Annotated in this window: 15 protein-coding genes; 11 read left to right on the forward strand and 4 right to left on the reverse strand. The window is 60.5% G+C overall.

What is annotated here, in order from left to right:
• Positions 1 to 121: 121 nt before the first annotated feature.
• The 4 genes from acnB to R0382_RS14685 all read left to right on the forward strand — a co-directional run bounded on the left by acnB (position 122) and on the right by R0382_RS14685 (position 5,576).
• Positions 122 to 2,707 carry a bifunctional aconitate hydratase 2/2-methylisocitrate dehydratase gene (acnB, locus tag R0382_RS14670; protein WP_432720531.1) on the forward strand — a complete coding sequence of 862 codons (2,586 nt, stop codon included), beginning with the start codon at positions 122 to 124 and terminating at the stop codon, positions 2,705 to 2,707.
• Positions 2,708 to 3,039: 332 nt separating this feature from the next.
• Positions 3,040 to 4,248 carry an RtcB family protein gene (locus tag R0382_RS14675; protein ID WP_432720532.1) on the forward strand — a complete coding sequence of 403 codons (1,209 nt, stop codon included), beginning with the start codon at positions 3,040 to 3,042 and terminating at the stop codon, positions 4,246 to 4,248.
• A 147-nt stretch (positions 4,249 to 4,395) separates the two neighbouring features.
• Positions 4,396 to 4,524 (forward strand): SEC-C metal-binding domain-containing protein, encoded by a 129-nt coding sequence (locus tag R0382_RS14680; RefSeq protein ID WP_432720533.1) that lies wholly within the window; start codon positions 4,396 to 4,398, stop codon positions 4,522 to 4,524.
• Positions 4,525 to 4,670: 146 nt separating this feature from the next.
• Positions 4,671 to 5,576, forward strand: a complete 906-nt coding sequence (locus tag R0382_RS14685) for a hypothetical protein (RefSeq protein ID WP_432720535.1) — start codon at positions 4,671 to 4,673, stop codon at positions 5,574 to 5,576.
• 227 nt (positions 5,577 to 5,803) lie between these two features.
• Here the strand turns inward: R0382_RS14685 and R0382_RS14690 are convergent, their stop codons facing one another.
• Positions 5,804 to 6,298 (reverse strand): HugZ family protein, encoded by a 495-nt coding sequence (locus tag R0382_RS14690; RefSeq protein ID WP_432720536.1) that lies wholly within the window; start codon positions 6,296 to 6,298, stop codon positions 5,804 to 5,806.
• A gap of 173 nt (positions 6,299 to 6,471) precedes the next feature.
• On the opposite strand from R0382_RS14690, the gene R0382_RS14695 reads away from it, so the two are divergent.
• Positions 6,472 to 7,416 carry a rhodanese-related sulfurtransferase gene (locus R0382_RS14695; protein ID WP_432720538.1) on the forward strand — a complete coding sequence of 315 codons (945 nt, stop codon included), beginning with the start codon at positions 6,472 to 6,474 and terminating at the stop codon, positions 7,414 to 7,416.
• 74 nt (positions 7,417 to 7,490) lie between these two features.
• On the opposite strand, the gene R0382_RS14700 is transcribed toward R0382_RS14695, so the two are convergent.
• Complete coding sequence (locus R0382_RS14700; RefSeq protein WP_432720540.1) at positions 7,491 to 7,952, reverse strand: DUF1456 family protein; 462 nt, start codon at positions 7,950 to 7,952, stop codon at positions 7,491 to 7,493.
• Between the two features lie 381 nt (positions 7,953 to 8,333).
• Here R0382_RS14700 and R0382_RS14705 point away from each other — a divergent pair, with 381 nt between their 5' ends.
• The 6 genes from R0382_RS14705 (at position 8,334) to rpoS (ending at position 13,887) form a co-directional block, all read left to right on the forward strand.
• Positions 8,334 to 9,410, forward strand: a complete 1,077-nt coding sequence (locus R0382_RS14705) for an aromatic ring-hydroxylating oxygenase subunit alpha (RefSeq protein ID WP_432720541.1) — start codon at positions 8,334 to 8,336, stop codon at positions 9,408 to 9,410.
• Positions 9,411 to 9,509: 99 nt separating this feature from the next.
• Complete coding sequence (locus R0382_RS14710; protein ID WP_432720542.1) at positions 9,510 to 10,418, forward strand: DMT family transporter; 909 nt, start codon at positions 9,510 to 9,512, stop codon at positions 10,416 to 10,418.
• Between the two features lie 56 nt (positions 10,419 to 10,474).
• The gene (gene surE / locus R0382_RS14715) at positions 10,475 to 11,218 is read left to right on the forward strand and encodes a 5'/3'-nucleotidase SurE (RefSeq protein WP_432720543.1); all 744 of its coding nucleotides are present in this window, start codon (positions 10,475 to 10,477) and stop codon (positions 11,216 to 11,218) included.
• A complete protein-coding gene (locus R0382_RS14720) occupies positions 11,203 to 11,874 on the forward strand; it encodes a protein-L-isoaspartate(D-aspartate) O-methyltransferase (protein ID WP_432720544.1) in 672 nt (223 codons plus the stop codon). Before surE ends, R0382_RS14720 begins: the two co-directional genes overlap by 16 nt.
• A 120-nt stretch (positions 11,875 to 11,994) precedes the next feature.
• Complete coding sequence (locus tag R0382_RS14725) at positions 11,995 to 12,912, forward strand: peptidoglycan DD-metalloendopeptidase family protein (RefSeq protein ID WP_432720545.1); 918 nt, start codon at positions 11,995 to 11,997, stop codon at positions 12,910 to 12,912.
• Positions 12,913 to 12,918: 6 nt separating this feature from the next.
• Positions 12,919 to 13,887, forward strand: a complete 969-nt coding sequence (rpoS, locus tag R0382_RS14730; RefSeq protein WP_432720546.1) for an RNA polymerase sigma factor RpoS — start codon at positions 12,919 to 12,921, stop codon at positions 13,885 to 13,887.
• A 77-nt stretch (positions 13,888 to 13,964) separates the two neighbouring features.
• Here rpoS and dapD read toward each other — a convergent pair whose 3' ends face one another.
• Positions 13,965 to 14,786, reverse strand: a complete 822-nt coding sequence (dapD, locus tag R0382_RS14735) for a 2,3,4,5-tetrahydropyridine-2,6-dicarboxylate N-succinyltransferase (RefSeq protein WP_432720547.1) — start codon at positions 14,784 to 14,786, stop codon at positions 13,965 to 13,967.
• A gap of 18 nt (positions 14,787 to 14,804) precedes the next feature.
• A complete protein-coding gene (gene dapC / locus R0382_RS14740) occupies positions 14,805 to 15,992 on the reverse strand; it encodes a succinyldiaminopimelate transaminase (protein WP_432720549.1) in 1,188 nt (395 codons plus the stop codon).
• Positions 15,993 to 16,015 lie beyond the last annotated feature (23 nt).

The following is a 16,015-nucleotide window of genomic DNA, read 5'->3' on the forward strand; positions in this document are numbered from 1 at the left end:
TCGCCGGCCCCATAACGGAGCGCGAACGCCGGTCGAGATGGTCCGCGCCGTGGCGCGATCATCGATGGAGTCGATACGGACGCGAGTCCGCCGCACACAACGCAACCGCAAAGGTCACCCCATGCTTGAAGCCTATCGCCAGCACGTCTCCGAGCGCGCCGCCCTTGGTATTCCGCCGCTCGCCCTGACTGCCCAGCAAGTCGCCGATCTCGTCGCGCTGCTGCAAAATCCGCCCGCAGGCGAAGAAGAATTTCTGGTTGATCTGATCACCAACCGCGTCCCGCCGGGCGTGGACGATGCCGCCAAGGTCAAGGCCGCTTTCCTTGCCGCCGTTGCGCAGGGCAAGGACACCTGTAAGCTGATCAGCCGCGCCAAGGCGGTCGAACTGCTGGGCACCATGCTTGGCGGTTTCAACATCAAGCCGATGATCGATCTGCTCGGCGATGCCGAAATCGGCACCGTAGCTGCCGAAGGTCTGAAAAAGACCCTGTTGATGTTCGATTACTTCCACGACGTGAAGGAACTCGCCGACGCCGGTAACGCCAATGCCAAGGCCGTGATACAGAGCTGGGCCGATGCCGAGTGGTTCACCAGCCGTCCGGAAGTGCCGCAATCGGTGACGCTGACCGTGTTCAAGGTCACCGGCGAAACCAATACCGACGACCTGTCGCCGGCGCCGGACGCGTGGTCGCGCCCGGATATCCCGCTGCACGCGCTGGCGATGCTGAAGAACACCCGCGACGGCATTACGCCGGAAGAAGACGGCAAGCGCGGCCCGATCAAGTTCCTGCAAGACCTGGCCGCCAAGGGCCATGCCGTTGCCTACGTCGGTGACGTGGTCGGTACCGGTTCGTCGCGCAAATCGGCGACCAACTCGGTGCTGTGGTGGACCGGTGAAGACATCCCGTTCGTGCCGAACAAGCGCTTCGGCGGCTACTGCCTCGGCGGCAAGATTGCACCGATCTTCTTCAACACCCAGGAAGACTCGGGCGCGCTGCCGATCGAAGTCGATGTCAACCAGCTGAACATGGGCGATGTGATCGAACTGCGTCCGTACGAAGGCAAGGTCATCAAGGGCGGCGAAGTCGTTTCCGAATTCAAGGTCAAGTCCGACGTGCTGTTCGACGAAGTGCGCGCTGGCGGCCGGATCAACCTGATCATCGGCCGCGGCCTGACCGCCAAGGCGCGTGAATCGCTGGGCCTGCCGGCGTCGACGCTGTTCCGCCTGCCGACCGCACCGGCCGTCTCGACCAAGGGCTTCACCCAGGCACAGAAGATGGTCGGCCGCGCTGTCGGCCTGCCGGAAGGTCAGGGCGTCCGTCCGGGCACCTACTGCGAACCGCGCATGACCTCGGTCGGCTCGCAAGACACTACCGGCCCGATGACCCGCGACGAGCTGAAGGATCTGGCTTGCCTGGGCTTCTCGGCCGATCTGGTGATGCAGTCGTTCTGCCACACCGCGGCCTATCCGAAGCCGGTCGACGTCAAGACCCACCACGAGCTGCCGGAATTCATCCGCAACCGTGGCGGCGTGTCGCTGCGTCCGGGCGACGGCGTGATCCACAGCTGGCTCAACCGCATGCTGCTGCCGGATACCGTCGGTACCGGTGGTGACTCGCACACCCGCTTCCCGATCGGCATTTCGTTCCCGGCCGGTTCGGGTCTGGTTGCCTTCGGCGCCGCCACCGGCGTGATGCCGCTGGACATGCCGGAATCGGTGCTGGTGCGCTTCAAGGGCGAGCTGCAGCCGGGCATCACGCTGCGCGATCTGGTCAACGCGATCCCGTTGTACGCGATCAAGGCGGGTCTGCTGACCGTCGCCAAGGCCGGCAAGAAGAACATCTTCTCGGGCCGTATTCTCGAAATCGAAGGTCTGCCGGATCTGAAGGTCGAACAAGCGTTCGAACTGACCGACGCATCGGCCGAGCGTTCGGCCGCCGGTTGCTCGGTGCGCCTGAACAAGGAACCGATCATCGAGTACCTGAACTCGAACATCGTGCTGCTGAAGTCGATGATCGCCAACGGCTACGGCGACGCGAAGACGCTGGCCCGCCGGATCAAGGGCATGGAAGCATGGCTCGCCAACCCGAACCTGCTCGAGCCGGATGCCGACGCCGAGTACGCCGCCGTGATCGAAATCGATCTGGCCGACGTCAAGGAGCCGATCCTCGCCTGCCCGAACGATCCAGACGACGTGAAGGTGTTGACCGAAGTCGCCGGCACGCACATCGACGAAGTGTTTATCGGTTCGTGCATGACCAACATCGGTCACTTCCGCGCCGCCGGCAAGCTGCTGGAAGGCAAGCGCGACATCCCGGTCAAGCTGTGGATCGCTCCGCCGACCAAGATGGACGCACAGCAGCTGACCGAGGAAGGCTATTACGGCACCTTCGGCATGGCCGGTGCGCGCACCGAAATGCCGGGCTGCTCGCTGTGCATGGGCAACCAGGCGCAAGTGCGTGAAGGCGCGACCGTGGTATCGACCTCGACGCGTAACTTCCCGAACCGTCTGGGCAAGAACACCAATGTGTTCCTGAGCTCGGCCGAACTCGCTGCCATCGCCTCGCGCCTCGGCCGTATCCCGACCGTCGCCGAATACATGGCCGACATCGGCGTGATCAACGAGAAGGGCGCCGAAGTCTATCGTTACCTGAACTTCAACCAGATCGACAGCTACCAGGCCGAAGCCGCGCAAGCGACGGTTTGATTCTGGTACTGCGTTGAACAAAACAGCCCGCTACAAGCGGGCTGTTTTCTTTTGTGCGAGTTGTACAACAGCAACGGATAGCTTTCATCAGTTTGACTGCCCGGCATCGACCGGCCAACAATGCGCCCCATCCATTCACCCTCAGCTCAAAGGAGAATTTCTGCATGACCCCGAACCCGTCTCCCCGTATGACACGCTGACCCCATTTCCGCCATTGGCGCAGGGGGTTCCGCCCCCTGCGCCGGTTGCCCAAAAAGCCCCGGCCTGACCGGGGCTTTTTCATGTCCGTCGCCGCCCGATCGGCGCGCCGGACATGGCAACAGGAAATGATTATGCCAATCATCAAAAGCTTTGCCGGCGCCAGGGTGCCGGTCAAAGTCTGGACCGACGACATTGCGCCGGACGCGATCCAACAACTGAAAAACGTCGCTGCATTACCCATCATCCACAGCCATGTTGCCGCCATGCCGGATGTGCATTACGGCACGGGCGCGACGGTGGGCTCGGTGATTCCAACCCGCTCCGCCATCATTCCGGCGGCCGTCGGCGTTGATATCGGCTGCGGCATGAATGCGGTGCGTACCTCGCTGACCGCGAGTGATCTGCCCGAAAGCCTGTCTCGGCTGCGCGCCACCATCGAGGCGGCCGTGCCGGTCGGTTTCGAGCAGCATGCATGGGACAAGGTGCGAGGCTCGGCCCACCAGCGAATTGCCCGGCCGCTCGACGACCGGCTCGACCGCATCGTCGGCAAACATCCGGGCCTGATGAAGATGCAGCGCAAGTTTGCCCAGACCTGGGTCTGCCAGATCGGCACTCTGGGCGGTGGCAACCACTTCATCGAACTGTGTCTGGACGAGGCGCAGCGCGTCTGGGTGATGCTGCACTCGGGCAGTCGCGGTACCGGCAACGTGATCGGTCGTTACTTCATCGACGCTGCCCGCAAGGACATGCGCCGGCACCAGATCAATCTGCCTGATCGTGATCTGGCCTACTTCAGTGCCGGTTCGACCTGGTTCGACGATTACGTCGAGGCGCTGGAGTGGGGGCAGGACTACGCACTGGTCAACCGCCGCGAAATGATGCGGCTGGTGGTCGAGGCAATGCGACCGTTCCTGCCCGCGTTCACGCTGACCGACGAAGCGATCAACTGCCACCACAACTACGTGGCGCGGGAAGTGCACTTTGGCGAGAAGCTGTTCATTACCCGCAAGGGTGCGATTGCGGCGCACGCCGGCCAGCTAGGCATCATTCCAGGCTCGATGGGCGCCAAGAGTTACATCGTGCGCGGGCGGGGCAATGCCGATTCGTTCTGCTCGTGTTCGCACGGCGCCGGGCGGCAGATGAGCCGCAGCGAAGCCAAGCGCCGCTTCAATCGCTTCGACCTCGCCACCCAGACAGAGGGCATCGAGTGCCGCAAGGATGGCGGTGTGGTTGATGAAATACCGGCGGCGTACAAGGACATCGACGCCGTCATGGCCCACCAGACCGATCTGGTCGACGTGGTCCACACTCTGAAGCAAGTGTTGTGCATCAAAGGCTGACCGGCCGTTTGATGCCCGAACGGGGTGAAGTCGCCCCCACGAAAAGGAGCTGCATCATGAAATACCTCGACCAGACCCAAGCCTGCTTTCGAGACCATCAGCAAGCGCCGAAAGGGCTTCCCGTCTGAAACCGGCGTCAAACGTGGCGTGAGGATCGTCCACGGCGACAAAGATCTTCTGGAAAAGCTTGGTCGCAACGACCTCTGCCCCTGCGACTCCGGCCACTTGTTTCAAGCGTTGCTGCCTCACCAGTGGCTGCTTTCGACGGCAGCCTGAGACACGACCATTTCCGCTAACCCAGCGGGCTGCGCCGCGGCGCAGCCCCACCGAACAGGAGGCCCTGATGCATCAGGCCCACGCAGTACCCCCATACCCGATACCCATTTTCGCCGTGCCCACGAGGCGCGGCCTGGAGCTGATTGATGGATGCCCGACTGGTCGACGAAATCGTCGCCTGCCTGCCGCAAGGCCGGACTTGTTTTAACTACTATCCCGAGCGCTATGCCTGGTTGCTGTTGCGTCATGTCGTTGGTGACGGCATGACGGTCGGCGCGCTCAAGCAAGGCCCGTTTGCCGGCCTGCTGCAGAAGCCACGCGTCAAACAGTGGCTCGCCCGGCTGGGCTCGGACCGCATTTGCACTGGCGACTTGATCGCCGCCGATGGTGATGCCGGCCAACTGATGTTTACGCTGACGCTGTCGCAATGGCATGGCACCCAGACCACGCGCGGCAAGGCCAATCTGGTGCTGCAGCTCAACTTCGATCGCGGCCACGATCAGCTTTACCAACGATTGGTCAAGCCGCAGCAGGCCGGGGTCGGACCGTTTGCCTATTCCTCGCACCCGATCCATTGTGGCGGGCGGAATACCCTGGCCTGGGCAAGGCTTGATATCGATCTGGATGCCGGCGAAGTGCTGATCGAGGAAATCCAGAACGACTGGCTGCGCAAAGCGGCTTGGGCTTTGGCGCACCCGGGGCGCTGGTCGCCCCAGATTGGTGGTGAATCTGCCGATGTACTGCGCTACCTGCATTGGTTGCAGGCGCGGTATTGCAAAGTCTGGGCTGAAGCCATGCTGGCCGCCGTGGTCTGGTTTTCCCGCGAGGAGCTGGGTTTGACCCGGCTGTTCTACCACTCGCCGGAATCGAATGTGCAGCTGAAGAAACTGCCGGTGCATCACCAGCCACCGCGCTCGCTGTACACCGATCTGCCCAAGCAATTTTGCTTCCGGGCGAGCGGTACCATGCCACGTTTTCTTGTCGGAAAACGCGGTAAAGCCGTCCGGAATGCGCCGCTGTACGAATTGCGACTTGAGCGGGGTGTGGCATGAAGAGTGCCTTCAAATTGCCCAAGCCACGCAATCCGGTGGCGCTGGCGGCAAGGCAGCGCCAGGCCGGCCCACATGAAAAGAGCAAGAAGGCGCTGCGTGCGGCAGACCGACAGTCGCTGAAGCTTGCATTGCGTGCTGGCCGCCGGCCGGAGTAGTAGCAGACCCCGCAGATCGCGGATCTCTACCTGAGGGAGACGATGGCTGGTAAGGGCTGCCGGTCATCGGACTCAGTCGGGTTTTTTGTCGACGACAACGTGATCGAACTGTTCACCATCGATGCTGACGTCGAACGCCTTGCCGAAGCCGACGACGTAACGGCCGGGTTGCGGGGTGAGTTCGAACAGCGAGAAATCCAGTCCGCGCAGCAGCGTGAGCATTTTTTCGCCGAAGCGCTCGTTGAAGAGCGCGAAGATATCGTCGTGGCCGTCATTGCCGAGATTGCTCGCCGCACACAACCAGCGCGCGCGTTCGCGGCCGAACAGGTTGGCGGTGTTGGCCTCGTCGGCCAGCAACATCACATTGGCTTGCCGGCGCGCGTCGATGAGCTGGTAGTGCTCGGCCAGCCGACTGATGTAGATGTAGAGCTTGCCGTCTTGATGCACGAACGGTGCGTAACTGATGAAGGGGGCGCCATCGTCGTCGAGGCAGCTGATCGCCAGCGTCTTGCGGCTGGCAACGAAGTCGAGGTACTGCTGTCTGGCGCTGGCGAGATCGATGGCCATCTTGGTGTGTTCCTGTCGGTCGATTGGCCGATATTGTCGGGGCTGACGGCCGGTCTGTCACGGCCTGCAGCCTGCACCGAACACAGGTAAAATGCGGGCAGTGCCGGCCATCGAGCCGGCCTTGTCATTGATCCGGTCCGCCCTTTGCGAGGGCGACCACCTGGAGAACTCGCATGTCCCAACAGAATGCCCAGCCCATTGTGGTCGCGGCGCTGTACAAATTCGTCACGCTGACCGATTACGTCGCACTGCGCGAGCCGTTGCTGCAGTGCATGTTCGACCATGACGTCAAAGGTACCTTGCTGCTGGCCGAGGAGGGCATCAACGGCACGGTGTCCGGCACCCGCGTCGCCATCGACGCCTTGCTCGGCTGGCTGCGCGCCGATCCGCGCCTCGTCGATGTCGATCACAAGGAATCGTACTGCGACGAGCAGCCCTTCCTGCGCACCAAGGTCAAGCTGAAGAAGGAAATCGTCACGCTTGGTGTCGACAATGTCGATCCGAACAAGCGTGTCGGCACCTATGTCGAGCCGCAGGACTGGAATGCGCTGATCAGCGATCCGGAAGTACTGCTGATCGATACCCGCAACGATTATGAAGTGGCCATCGGCACCTTCGAGGGGGCCGTGGATCCGAAGACCGACAGCTTCCGCGAGCTCCCCGATTACATCCGCGCGCATTTCGATCCGGCCAAGCACAAGAAGGTGGCGATGTTCTGCACGGGCGGGATCCGTTGCGAGAAGGCGTCGAGCTATATGCTCGGTGAAGGCTTCGAGGAGGTGTACCACCTCAAAGGCGGCATCCTCAAATATCTGGAAACGGTGGCGCAGGATGAAACGAAGTGGCAGGGCGATTGCTTTGTCTTCGACAACCGCGTCACCGTCCGCCACGACCTCTCGGCTGGGGATTACGCACTCTGTCACGCCTGCCGCGAACCGGTGTCGGTGACCGAACGCACATCGCCGCATTACGTCGAAGGCATCAGTTGCCCGCATTGCTGGGATTCACTGCCGGAAAAAACCCGCGACGGCGCGCGGGAGCGGCAGAAGCAAATTACGCTGGCCAAGGCTCGTAACCAGCCCAGCCCGCTGGGACGCAATCCACGCGACGATGCCTGAGGCGGCATCGGCAGACGTAAAAACAGCCCGGCTTAACCGGGCTGTTTTCTTGTGCGCAACGACATGGCGGCGGCTTAGCCGCGAACGCGCAGGGTCAGGCCCTTGAGGAAATTGCGCAGCAGCTGATCGCCACAACGGCGGAAGTTTTTCTGGCCTTCCTTGCGGAACAGCGCGCTGAGTTCCGGCTTGGAGATGTCGAACTCGACGCTGGTGAGAATGGCGTGCATATCCTCGTCCTTGAGTTCGAACGCGACGCGCAATTTTTTCAGTACGGTGTTGTTCGACACCGGCCAGCTCACTTCCGGCGCCGGGCGGCTGTCGTCCTTGCCGCGACGGAAGATCACCAGACCGTCGAGGAAGTGCGCAAACATGGCGTTGTCGCAGTGGCGATAGCCTTCTTCGTCGTCTTTTTTCAGGTAGGCCCGTACGTCGTCCACTTCGGCCTGGAAGCCGGTGAGGGCGGCGATTTCGACGAGTTTGGCATCGCTCAGGTCGAGCATGTAGCGCACGCTGCGCAAGACATCATTGGAAAGCAAATCAACTCCCGGTGTTGGTGGTGGGGCGGTATTTCCTGCCCAAGGCGGCATTTTGCCATTTCATGGCGCGCTGCGGGCATTGGGCGGTTGGTCGGCGTCGTGAATGACGATGGGCCCGGCCGGTGTGGACAGCCCGGCGAGGGGGCGCTAAATTTCTAATTTTTCTGGATTTTTTCTGGTCCGACTTGCCCGGACTGGGCCAACAAGGCAAAATCCTCGTCTTTTTTCGGGCCGGATATTTGTCCGGCATGTGTTGAACTGATGGCTTGCCCACCCATCGTGACCTGGTCACAAAGTGGCGAGACGTCTTAGACCTTCTAGCCCAGGGGGTGTGGGATAAACATGACGAATCTGGCTACGGCTGCAGCCTTGCAGCTGGATATGACGACCCAGCTCCCGGTGTCGTCCTACTTTGATGAAGCGCTTTTCCGGATCGAACAGCAGAGACTGTTCGACCGCGGTCCGAAATACATTGGCCACCAGTTGATGGTTCCGGAAGTCGGCGACTATCACGTGCTCGAAATGACCGACGGTGCCAAGTACCTGAAGCGTACCGATCAGGGGGTCAAACTCCTTTCCAATATTTGCCGCCATCGCCAGGCGACGATGCTGTCCGGTCGCGGCAATGGTTCGCACACGGTGTGCCCGCTGCATCGCTGGACTTACGATCAGCACGGCAAGCTGGCCGGTGCGCCGCACTTTCCCGGTAATCCGTGCCTGCACCTGCCCGAGACTGGTCTGGTGCAATGGAATGGCCTGCTGTTCGAGAACAATGGCCACGATATCGAGGCCGACCTGAAGGATCTGGGCGTCGCCAAGCACCTCGATTTCTCTAACTACGTGTTCCACAGCGTGCAGGTCGATGAATACGAGGGCAACTGGAAGACCTTCATCGAGGTTTACCTCGAGGATTATCACGTCGAGCCCTTTCACCCGGGTCTGGGCAAGTTCGTGACTTGCGACGATCTGAAGTGGGAGTTCGGCGACTGGCATTCGGTGCAGACCGTTGGCGTCAACAATGCGCTCGCCAAGCCGGGCTCCAAGGTCTATCAGGAGTGGCACAAGCAGGTGCAGGCGTACTACGGCGACAAAGTGCCCGAACACGGCGCGATCTGGCTGACCTACTACCCGAACGTGATGGTCGAGTGGTATCCGCACACGCTGGTGATCTCGACGCTGATTCCAACCGGGCCGCGCAGCTACAAGAATGTCGTCGAGTTCTATTACCCGGAAGACATCGCGTGGTTCGAGCCGGAGTTCGTCGCGGCCGAGCAGGCGGCGTACGCCGAGACTGCGGTTGAAGACATCGAGATCATCAACCGCATGGAAGCGGGGCGGATTGCACTGTACAAAGCTGGCCGCAATGAAGTCGGGCCGTACCAGAGTCCGATGGAGGACGGCATGCGCCATTTCCACCAGTTCCTGCGTCGCGAACTGGGGGACGCAATTCGCGCCTAGGACTTGACCCAATGGTGGCGATGATCGGTGGAGCCGATCATCATGCCTACGCACAAGGCAGCCTGTGGCTGCCTTTCTTGTTTCTTGAGTCGCTTCCCAATGATCGAAATGTACTGGCATCGGCTGAAAAACTCCGGCCCGTTCTGGATGGTGATTGCCTGCCTGAGCTTTGGCGTGATGGGCGTCTTCGTCAAACTGGGGAGTCGCGGCTTCAGTACGGCCGAGCTGGTGTTCTATCGGTGTCTGGCCGGTTTCGTCGGCATCTTGCTGATCGCCTTGCCGGCAAGGCGCCCGTTGCGGGTGTCGTGGCCGCTGTTGCAGGTTCACCTCGGGCGCAGTATTTCCGGCTTCCTGTCGCTGATGCTGTACTTCTACGCGATCAGCCGTTTGCCGCTATCGACGGCGGTAACGCTGAACTACACCTCGCCGCTGTTCCTGATGGTGGTGTCGACCTTGTGGCATCGACAATGGCCGATGCGGCGGCAGGTCTTGGCGATCTTGTTCGGTTTCGCCGGCGTTGTATTGCTGCTGCGGCCGGCACTCAATGGCGACGAATGGCTGGCCGGCCTGCTGGGCCTGTGTTCGGGCTTGCTCGCCAGCATTGCCTATATGAACGTCCATGAGCTGGGTCGTCGTGGCGAGCCTGAATGGCGGACGGTCTTTTACTTTTCGTTGGTTTCGTCGCTGGGCGCCGGCATTTGGATGTTGTTGCAGCCCGGCGCGCTTGCGCCAATGCACTCGGGCAATCTGTGGATCGTGTTGGGCATGGGGATCAGTGCAACGATTGCCCAACTATCGATGACGCGTGCCTACAGCAAGGGCAAATCGCTGGTCGTTGCCAGCCTGGCATACTTGACGGTGGTATTTTCTACGCTGTTTGGCGTGCTGCTGTGGGGCGACCGCCTGCCGCCCTCAAGCTATCTGGCGATGTTGCTGATCGCGGCCTGTGGCGTGGTTTCGGCCAGGGCTGGCGCAACGCCACGGACACGCCCACAACGCCCGGGCTAGCCGCATTTTGTCGTCTTCGGCCATACGGCTAGAATAGGGCCGACCGGGGAGATAGCATGCGCATACTAATTTCAAACGACGACGGTTATTTTGCACCGGGCCTGGCTGCGCTGGCCGCCGCGTTGGCCGAGCGCCATGATGTGCTGGTGTGTGCGCCCGAGCGCGATCGTAGCGGCGCGAGCAATTCGCTGACGCTGGATCGCCCATTAACGGTGCGTACCGCGCCCAATGGCTTCCGTTATGTCAATGGCACCCCGACCGATTGCGTCCACCTTGCTGCAACCGGATTGATGGATACGCTGCCGGATATGGTCGTTTCCGGTATCAATCACGGTGCGAACATGGGCGACGACACCATCTATTCGGGCACTGTTGCTGCGGCAACCGAGGGCTTTCTGCTTGGCGTGCCGGCGATAGCCGTGTCGCTGGCGTCGCGTACGCCGACCCATTTTGATACCGCGGCGCGCGTTGCGGCCGAGCTGGTTTCCCGTGTCGAGCGCGAGCCGTTTCGTGGTGCGGTGCTGCTTAACGTGAACGTTCCGGATGTTGCCTACGATGCGCTTGCCGGTCACCGGGTGACGCGACTCGGCCGCCGGCACCGTGCAGCGCCTGTTATCAAATCGGCCAATCCCCGTGGTGAGCCGATCTGGTGGGTCGGGCCGCCCGGCGCAGCGGCCGATGCTGTCGAAGGTACCGATTTTCACGCCATCACCCAAGACCTGGTGTCGATCACGCCGTTGTCGATCGATTTGACAGCCTACCCTCAGCTGGATTTCCTCGAATCATGGCTGCACGCATGAATTTCAATGCCTTCGACGGCGCCGGCATGACGTCGGCTCGCACCCGTTCGCGGATGATCGATCGCATCAAGCAGCTTGGCGTCGATGATCCGCGCGTCCTGGCCGTGATGGGGCAAGTGCCGCGGCATGTTTTTGTCGATGAGGCGCTTTCGCACAAGGCCTACGACGATACGGCATTACCGATTGGCTACGGCCAGACTATTTCACAGCCTTATATCGTTGCGCGAATGACGGAATTGGCGCTCGGCGCAGCACAACATGAAAAAGTGCTGGAAATCGGGACTGGCTGTGGTTATCAAGCCGCGGTATTGTCTCAGCTTTTCAAGACCGTCTATTCGATCGAACGGATTGCGCAACTCAGCAAAGGGGCGCGTGATCGCCTCAATCAGCTTGGTCTGCGGAACGTGCGAGTACGCCACGCGGACGGTAGCCAAGGCCTGCCGGATGCGGCACCGTTCGACGTCATTCTGATCGCCGCCGCCGCCCCGATTGTCCCTGAGGATCTGATCGACCAACTGAGTCTGGGTGGACGACTGATTTTTCCGGTCGGTGGTGAGGATCAGGAGCTGAGGCTGATCGAGCGCCAGGAGGATGGCGTCATCGAAACACGGCTTGAGAAAGTACGGTTTGTTCCGCTTTTACCCGGGCTTGCCTGAGCAGTTGCCCTGATTGCGCCCTAAAGCGAATCGGGACATGCTGCAAGGCCGGTCCATTTACGATGCGCTACCGGCAGGACACCCGAGTTCCCGGCCGGTGGCAAGACAAGGAGATCCTTTGTGAGTTGGCCGCGCCTGATCGCCCCGACCGTTCTGTTATTGCTGGCTGCGTGCTCAAGCACGCCCCGGCAACCGGCGCCGATCGTTGACCATACCAATCCGACACCCATGCCTTCAGCGGCACCTGCAGCTGCGTCTATCGCGTCGGCGCCCACCGGGCAATATATGGTCAAGCGCGGTGATACGCTCTACCGGATCGCTTTGGAGCATGGCTTGGCCTACCGGGATCTGGCCAGCTGGAACGGGATGGGCGATTCCAGCGACATCAAGGTCGGACAATTGCTGCGCCTGACGCCGCCACAGGGTGCGGCGACACCTGCAGGAGTCGAAGTTCGGCCGCTGGGTGACGCCGCTGTCGTGAGTAGCACACCACAAGCGACCAAGCCGGTCAGCAAGCCTGCGAGCAGCGTTGCTGCAGCGCAGAATTCTCCCGTTGCTGCCAAACCACAGCCTGCGGCCGGTGCCGCCGTAGCTAAGAATTCGGCGTCATCTGCATCGGCAATGGCGAAAACCCCTGAAAAATCAAGCACGAAGCCATCAGCTGACGACGCGGATGTGGCAGACTGGGTTGCGCCGACACCGGGCAAAGCGGGTAAGGGCTTTACCGACGAAAGTCGCGGCGTTGATATTCTCGGGAAAATGGGACAGTCTATTGTTGCGTCAGCATCTGGAAAGGTTGTTTATGCCGGCGCAGGACTTCGTGGTTATGGAAAGATGCTGATCATCAAGCATAACAAGGAGTTTTTGTCAGCTTATGCCCACAACAGCAAGCTGCTCGTCAAGGAAGGCGATAGCGTCAAAAAAGGCGAGAAGATTGCAGAAATGGGAAATACCGACGCCGACCAGGTCAAGCTGCACTTTGAAATCCGCAGATATGGCAAACCGGTCGACCCCGCCAAATATATTCAGCTTGAATAACCGACCATGAACGATCAAATCGATATGCTTGAAAATGACTCGGGCCTGGACCAAGGGGACGAAGTCGAACGCGAAGAGGTAGAGGACGAAGCCGAGGCTGAAGAGGCGGCCGGTGGCGACGAAGCAGACAACACCAGTTATGAAAGTACCGGTGATGTCACGCAAATCTACCTGAACGAAATCGGCCGTAGCCCGCTGCTCAAGCCGGACCAGGAGCGCGAGCTGGCACGTCGTGTCGTGCAGGGGGACTTCGAAGCGCGGCAGAAAATGATCGAGCACAATCTGCGCTTGGTCGTGAACATCGCCAAGCACTACATCAATCGAGGGATGACCCTGCTCGATCTGATCGAGGAAGGCAATATCGGTTTGATGCATGCGCTGGAAAAGTTCGATCCAGAGCGCGGCTTCCGCTTTTCCACCTACGCAACATGGTGGATTCGCCAGAGTATCGAACGGGCGATCATGAATCAGTCCCGGACGATCCGTCTGCCTGTGCATGTGATCAAAGAACTAAACGTTTACCTGCGCGCGCAGCGGCACCTCGAGACTCATCTTGGCTATGAGCCATCGCTTGAAGACGTGGCCCACCTTGTCGGCAAGGATGTCGAGGATGTTCGCCGCGTTATGGGGCTGAACGAGCGGGTCGCATCACTTGATGCGCCGCTGGATATTGATCCGATGCTGACGATCGGCGAATCGATTCCGGACGAGCAGAACGAAGGCCCGGAGATGATTCTGCAGAATGCCGAAATTCAGCGCTATGTGCGCGAGTGGTTGCGGCAGCTCAACGAAAAGCAGCGCATGGTCATTGAGCGTCGCTACGGTCTGAATGGCTACGAGATTTGCACGCTTGAAGACTTGGCTGCGAGCTTGAGTTTGACGCGCGAGCGTGTGCGCCAGATCCAGATCGAGGCGCTTGAGCAACTGCGCCGGATTTTGCGGCGTTATGGTGTATCGCGTGACGTTGTGCTCTAAGCACACATCGCTTGCAGTGACGAAAAAGCCGGCTTGAAGCCGGCTTTTTCGTGTCTGATCGCAATGCGTGTTCGTGATCAGATGCCGCGCAGCAATTCGTTGATGCCGACCTTGCCGCGTGTCTTGGCATCGACCTTCTTGACGATGACCGCGCAATACAGGCTGTACTTGCCATCGGCGGAAGGCAGGTTGCCCGAAACGACGACCGAGCCAGCCGGGATGCGGCCGTAGCTGACTTCACCGGTTTCGCGATCATAGATCTTGGTGCTTTGGCCGATATATACGCCCATCGAAATGACCGAGCCTTCTTCAACGATCACGCCCTCGACCACTTCCGAGCGCGCACCGATAAAGCAGTTGTCTTCGATGATGGTCGGGTTGGCCTGCAGCGGTTCAAGCACGCCGCCGATGCCAACGCCGCCCGACAGGTGCACATTCTTGCCGATTTGCGCGCACGAACCGACCGTGGCCCAGGTGTCGACCATCGTGCCTTCGTCGACATAGGCGCCGATGTTGACGTACGAAGGCATCAGCACGACGTTCTTGCCGACGAACGAGCCCTTGCGCGCAATTGCATTCGGCACAACGCGGAAACCACCGGCGCGGAAATCGGCCTCGGTGTAGTCACCGAACTTCGACGGCACCTTGTCGAAGTACTGGGTGCAGCCCCCGTCCATCGGGACGTTGTCGTTGATGCGGAACGAGAGCAAGACGGCCTTCTTCAGCCACTGATGCGTTTGCCACTGGCCATCGATTTTCTCTGCGACACGCAGTTGTCCTTTGTCGAGGCTGCTGATGACTTCATTGACGGCATCGCGCAGTTCGGCCGATGCCGAGCCCGGGTTGATGTCGGTCCGGTTTTCAAAGGCGGTTTCGATGACGGATTGCAGGTTGCTCATGCTGTTTTCCTCGTTGACTTACAAAGATTGGACGAAACGAACGATACGATCGGCCGCTTCAAGGCATTCTTCTTGTGGGGCGACAAGCGCAATACGGATGTAGCCCGCTCCTGGGTTCAATCCGTGTGCTTCACGCGCCAGGAATGAGCCCGGCAGCACGGTGAGGTGTTCTTGCTGGTGGAGTCGTTTGGCGAAATCGGCATCATCCCCAGGTACCTTGGCCCACAGGTAGAACGACGCGTCGGGAAGAGTGACGTCCAGTACCGCTTGCAGGCGCGGCGTGACGGTCTCGAACTTGGCGGCATACTGGCGCCGGTTGTCCTCGACATGTTGCTCGTCATCCCAGGCAACGGCACTGGCCGCCTGAACGGTCGGGCTCATCGCGCAGCCGTGATAGGTGCGATAGAGCAGGAACTGGGCCATAAGCTGCGCGTCACCGGCTACGAAGCCCGAGCGCAGGCCGGGTACGTTCGACCGTTTGGAGAGCGACGAGAACATCACCAGATTTTTGAAGTCTCTGCCAAGCTTTGCCGCGGCCTCAAGGCCGCCTAGCGGCTTGTCTGCGCCGAAGTAAATCTCGGAATAGCATTCGTCGCTGGCGATCACGAAGCCGTATTGATCGGACAGAGCGAAAAGACGCTCCCAATCTTTGATCGACGCAACGGCACCAGTGGGGTTGCCGGGTGAGCAGACAAAGACAAGTTGGGTGCGCGCCCAGACGTCACTAGGAACCGCATCCCAGTCGGGCTGGAAACGGTTTGCTGCGGTGCAGTTGACGTAATAGGGCTCGGCGTTGGCCAGCAAGGCCGCGCCTTCATAGATCTGATAGAACGGGTTCGGTGACAGAATGACGGGCTTGCTGTCGGCGCTGGCATCAATGATTGTCTGTGCAAACGCAAAAAGCGCTTCGCGACTGCCGTTGACCGGAAGGACTTCAGTGGCCGGGTTCAGGCTGATGCCATAGCGGCGCTCTGCCCAGCGACTGATGGCGCTTCGAAGTGCTTCGCTGCCTTGGGTCGCCGGATAGGCCGACAGACCATCGAAGTTGGCAACCAAGGCGTCCTTGATCAGTTGTGGTGTCGGATGCTTGGGCTCGCCGATCGACAGATTGATGGGCTTGAGCGAAGCATTGGGCGCAATATCTGCGAAAAGCTGGCGCAGCTTCTGGAACGGGTAGGGGTGCAACTGCGCGAGATTCGGAGACATAGCGAGCAAACTTAGGGAAAACG

Source organism: Jeongeupia wiesaeckerbachi, assembly GCF_050916355.1.
Lineage (GTDB): Bacteria > Pseudomonadota > Gammaproteobacteria > Burkholderiales > Chitinibacteraceae > Jeongeupia > Jeongeupia wiesaeckerbachi.

Bases quoted from the DNA above. Each gene is read 5' to 3' on its own strand.
- R0382_RS14675 (WP_432720532.1), top strand. From the start codon at position 3,040: ATGCCAATCATCAAAAGCTTTGCCGGCGCCAGGGTGCCGGTCAAAGTC.
- R0382_RS14720 (WP_432720544.1), top strand. From the start codon at position 11,203: ATGGCTGCACGCATGAATTTCAATGCCTTCGACGGCGCCGGCATGACG.
- dapD (WP_432720547.1), bottom strand. From the start codon at position 14,786: ATGAGCAACCTGCAATCCGTCATCGAAACCGCCTTTGAAAACCGGACC.
- surE (WP_432720543.1), top strand. From the start codon at position 10,475: ATGCGCATACTAATTTCAAACGACGACGGTTATTTTGCACCGGGCCTG.
- R0382_RS14710 (WP_432720542.1), top strand. From the start codon at position 9,510: ATGATCGAAATGTACTGGCATCGGCTGAAAAACTCCGGCCCGTTCTGG.
- R0382_RS14705 (WP_432720541.1), top strand. From the start codon at position 8,334: ATGACGACCCAGCTCCCGGTGTCGTCCTACTTTGATGAAGCGCTTTTC.
- R0382_RS14685 (WP_432720535.1), top strand. From the start codon at position 4,671: ATGGATGCCCGACTGGTCGACGAAATCGTCGCCTGCCTGCCGCAAGGC.
- R0382_RS14695 (WP_432720538.1), top strand. From the start codon at position 6,472: ATGTCCCAACAGAATGCCCAGCCCATTGTGGTCGCGGCGCTGTACAAA.
- dapC (WP_432720549.1), bottom strand. From the start codon at position 15,992: ATGTCTCCGAATCTCGCGCAGTTGCACCCCTACCCGTTCCAGAAGCTG.
- acnB (WP_432720531.1), top strand. From the start codon at position 122: ATGCTTGAAGCCTATCGCCAGCACGTCTCCGAGCGCGCCGCCCTTGGT.
- R0382_RS14690 (WP_432720536.1), bottom strand. From the start codon at position 6,298: ATGGCCATCGATCTCGCCAGCGCCAGACAGCAGTACCTCGACTTCGTT.
- rpoS (WP_432720546.1), top strand. From the start codon at position 12,919: ATGAACGATCAAATCGATATGCTTGAAAATGACTCGGGCCTGGACCAA.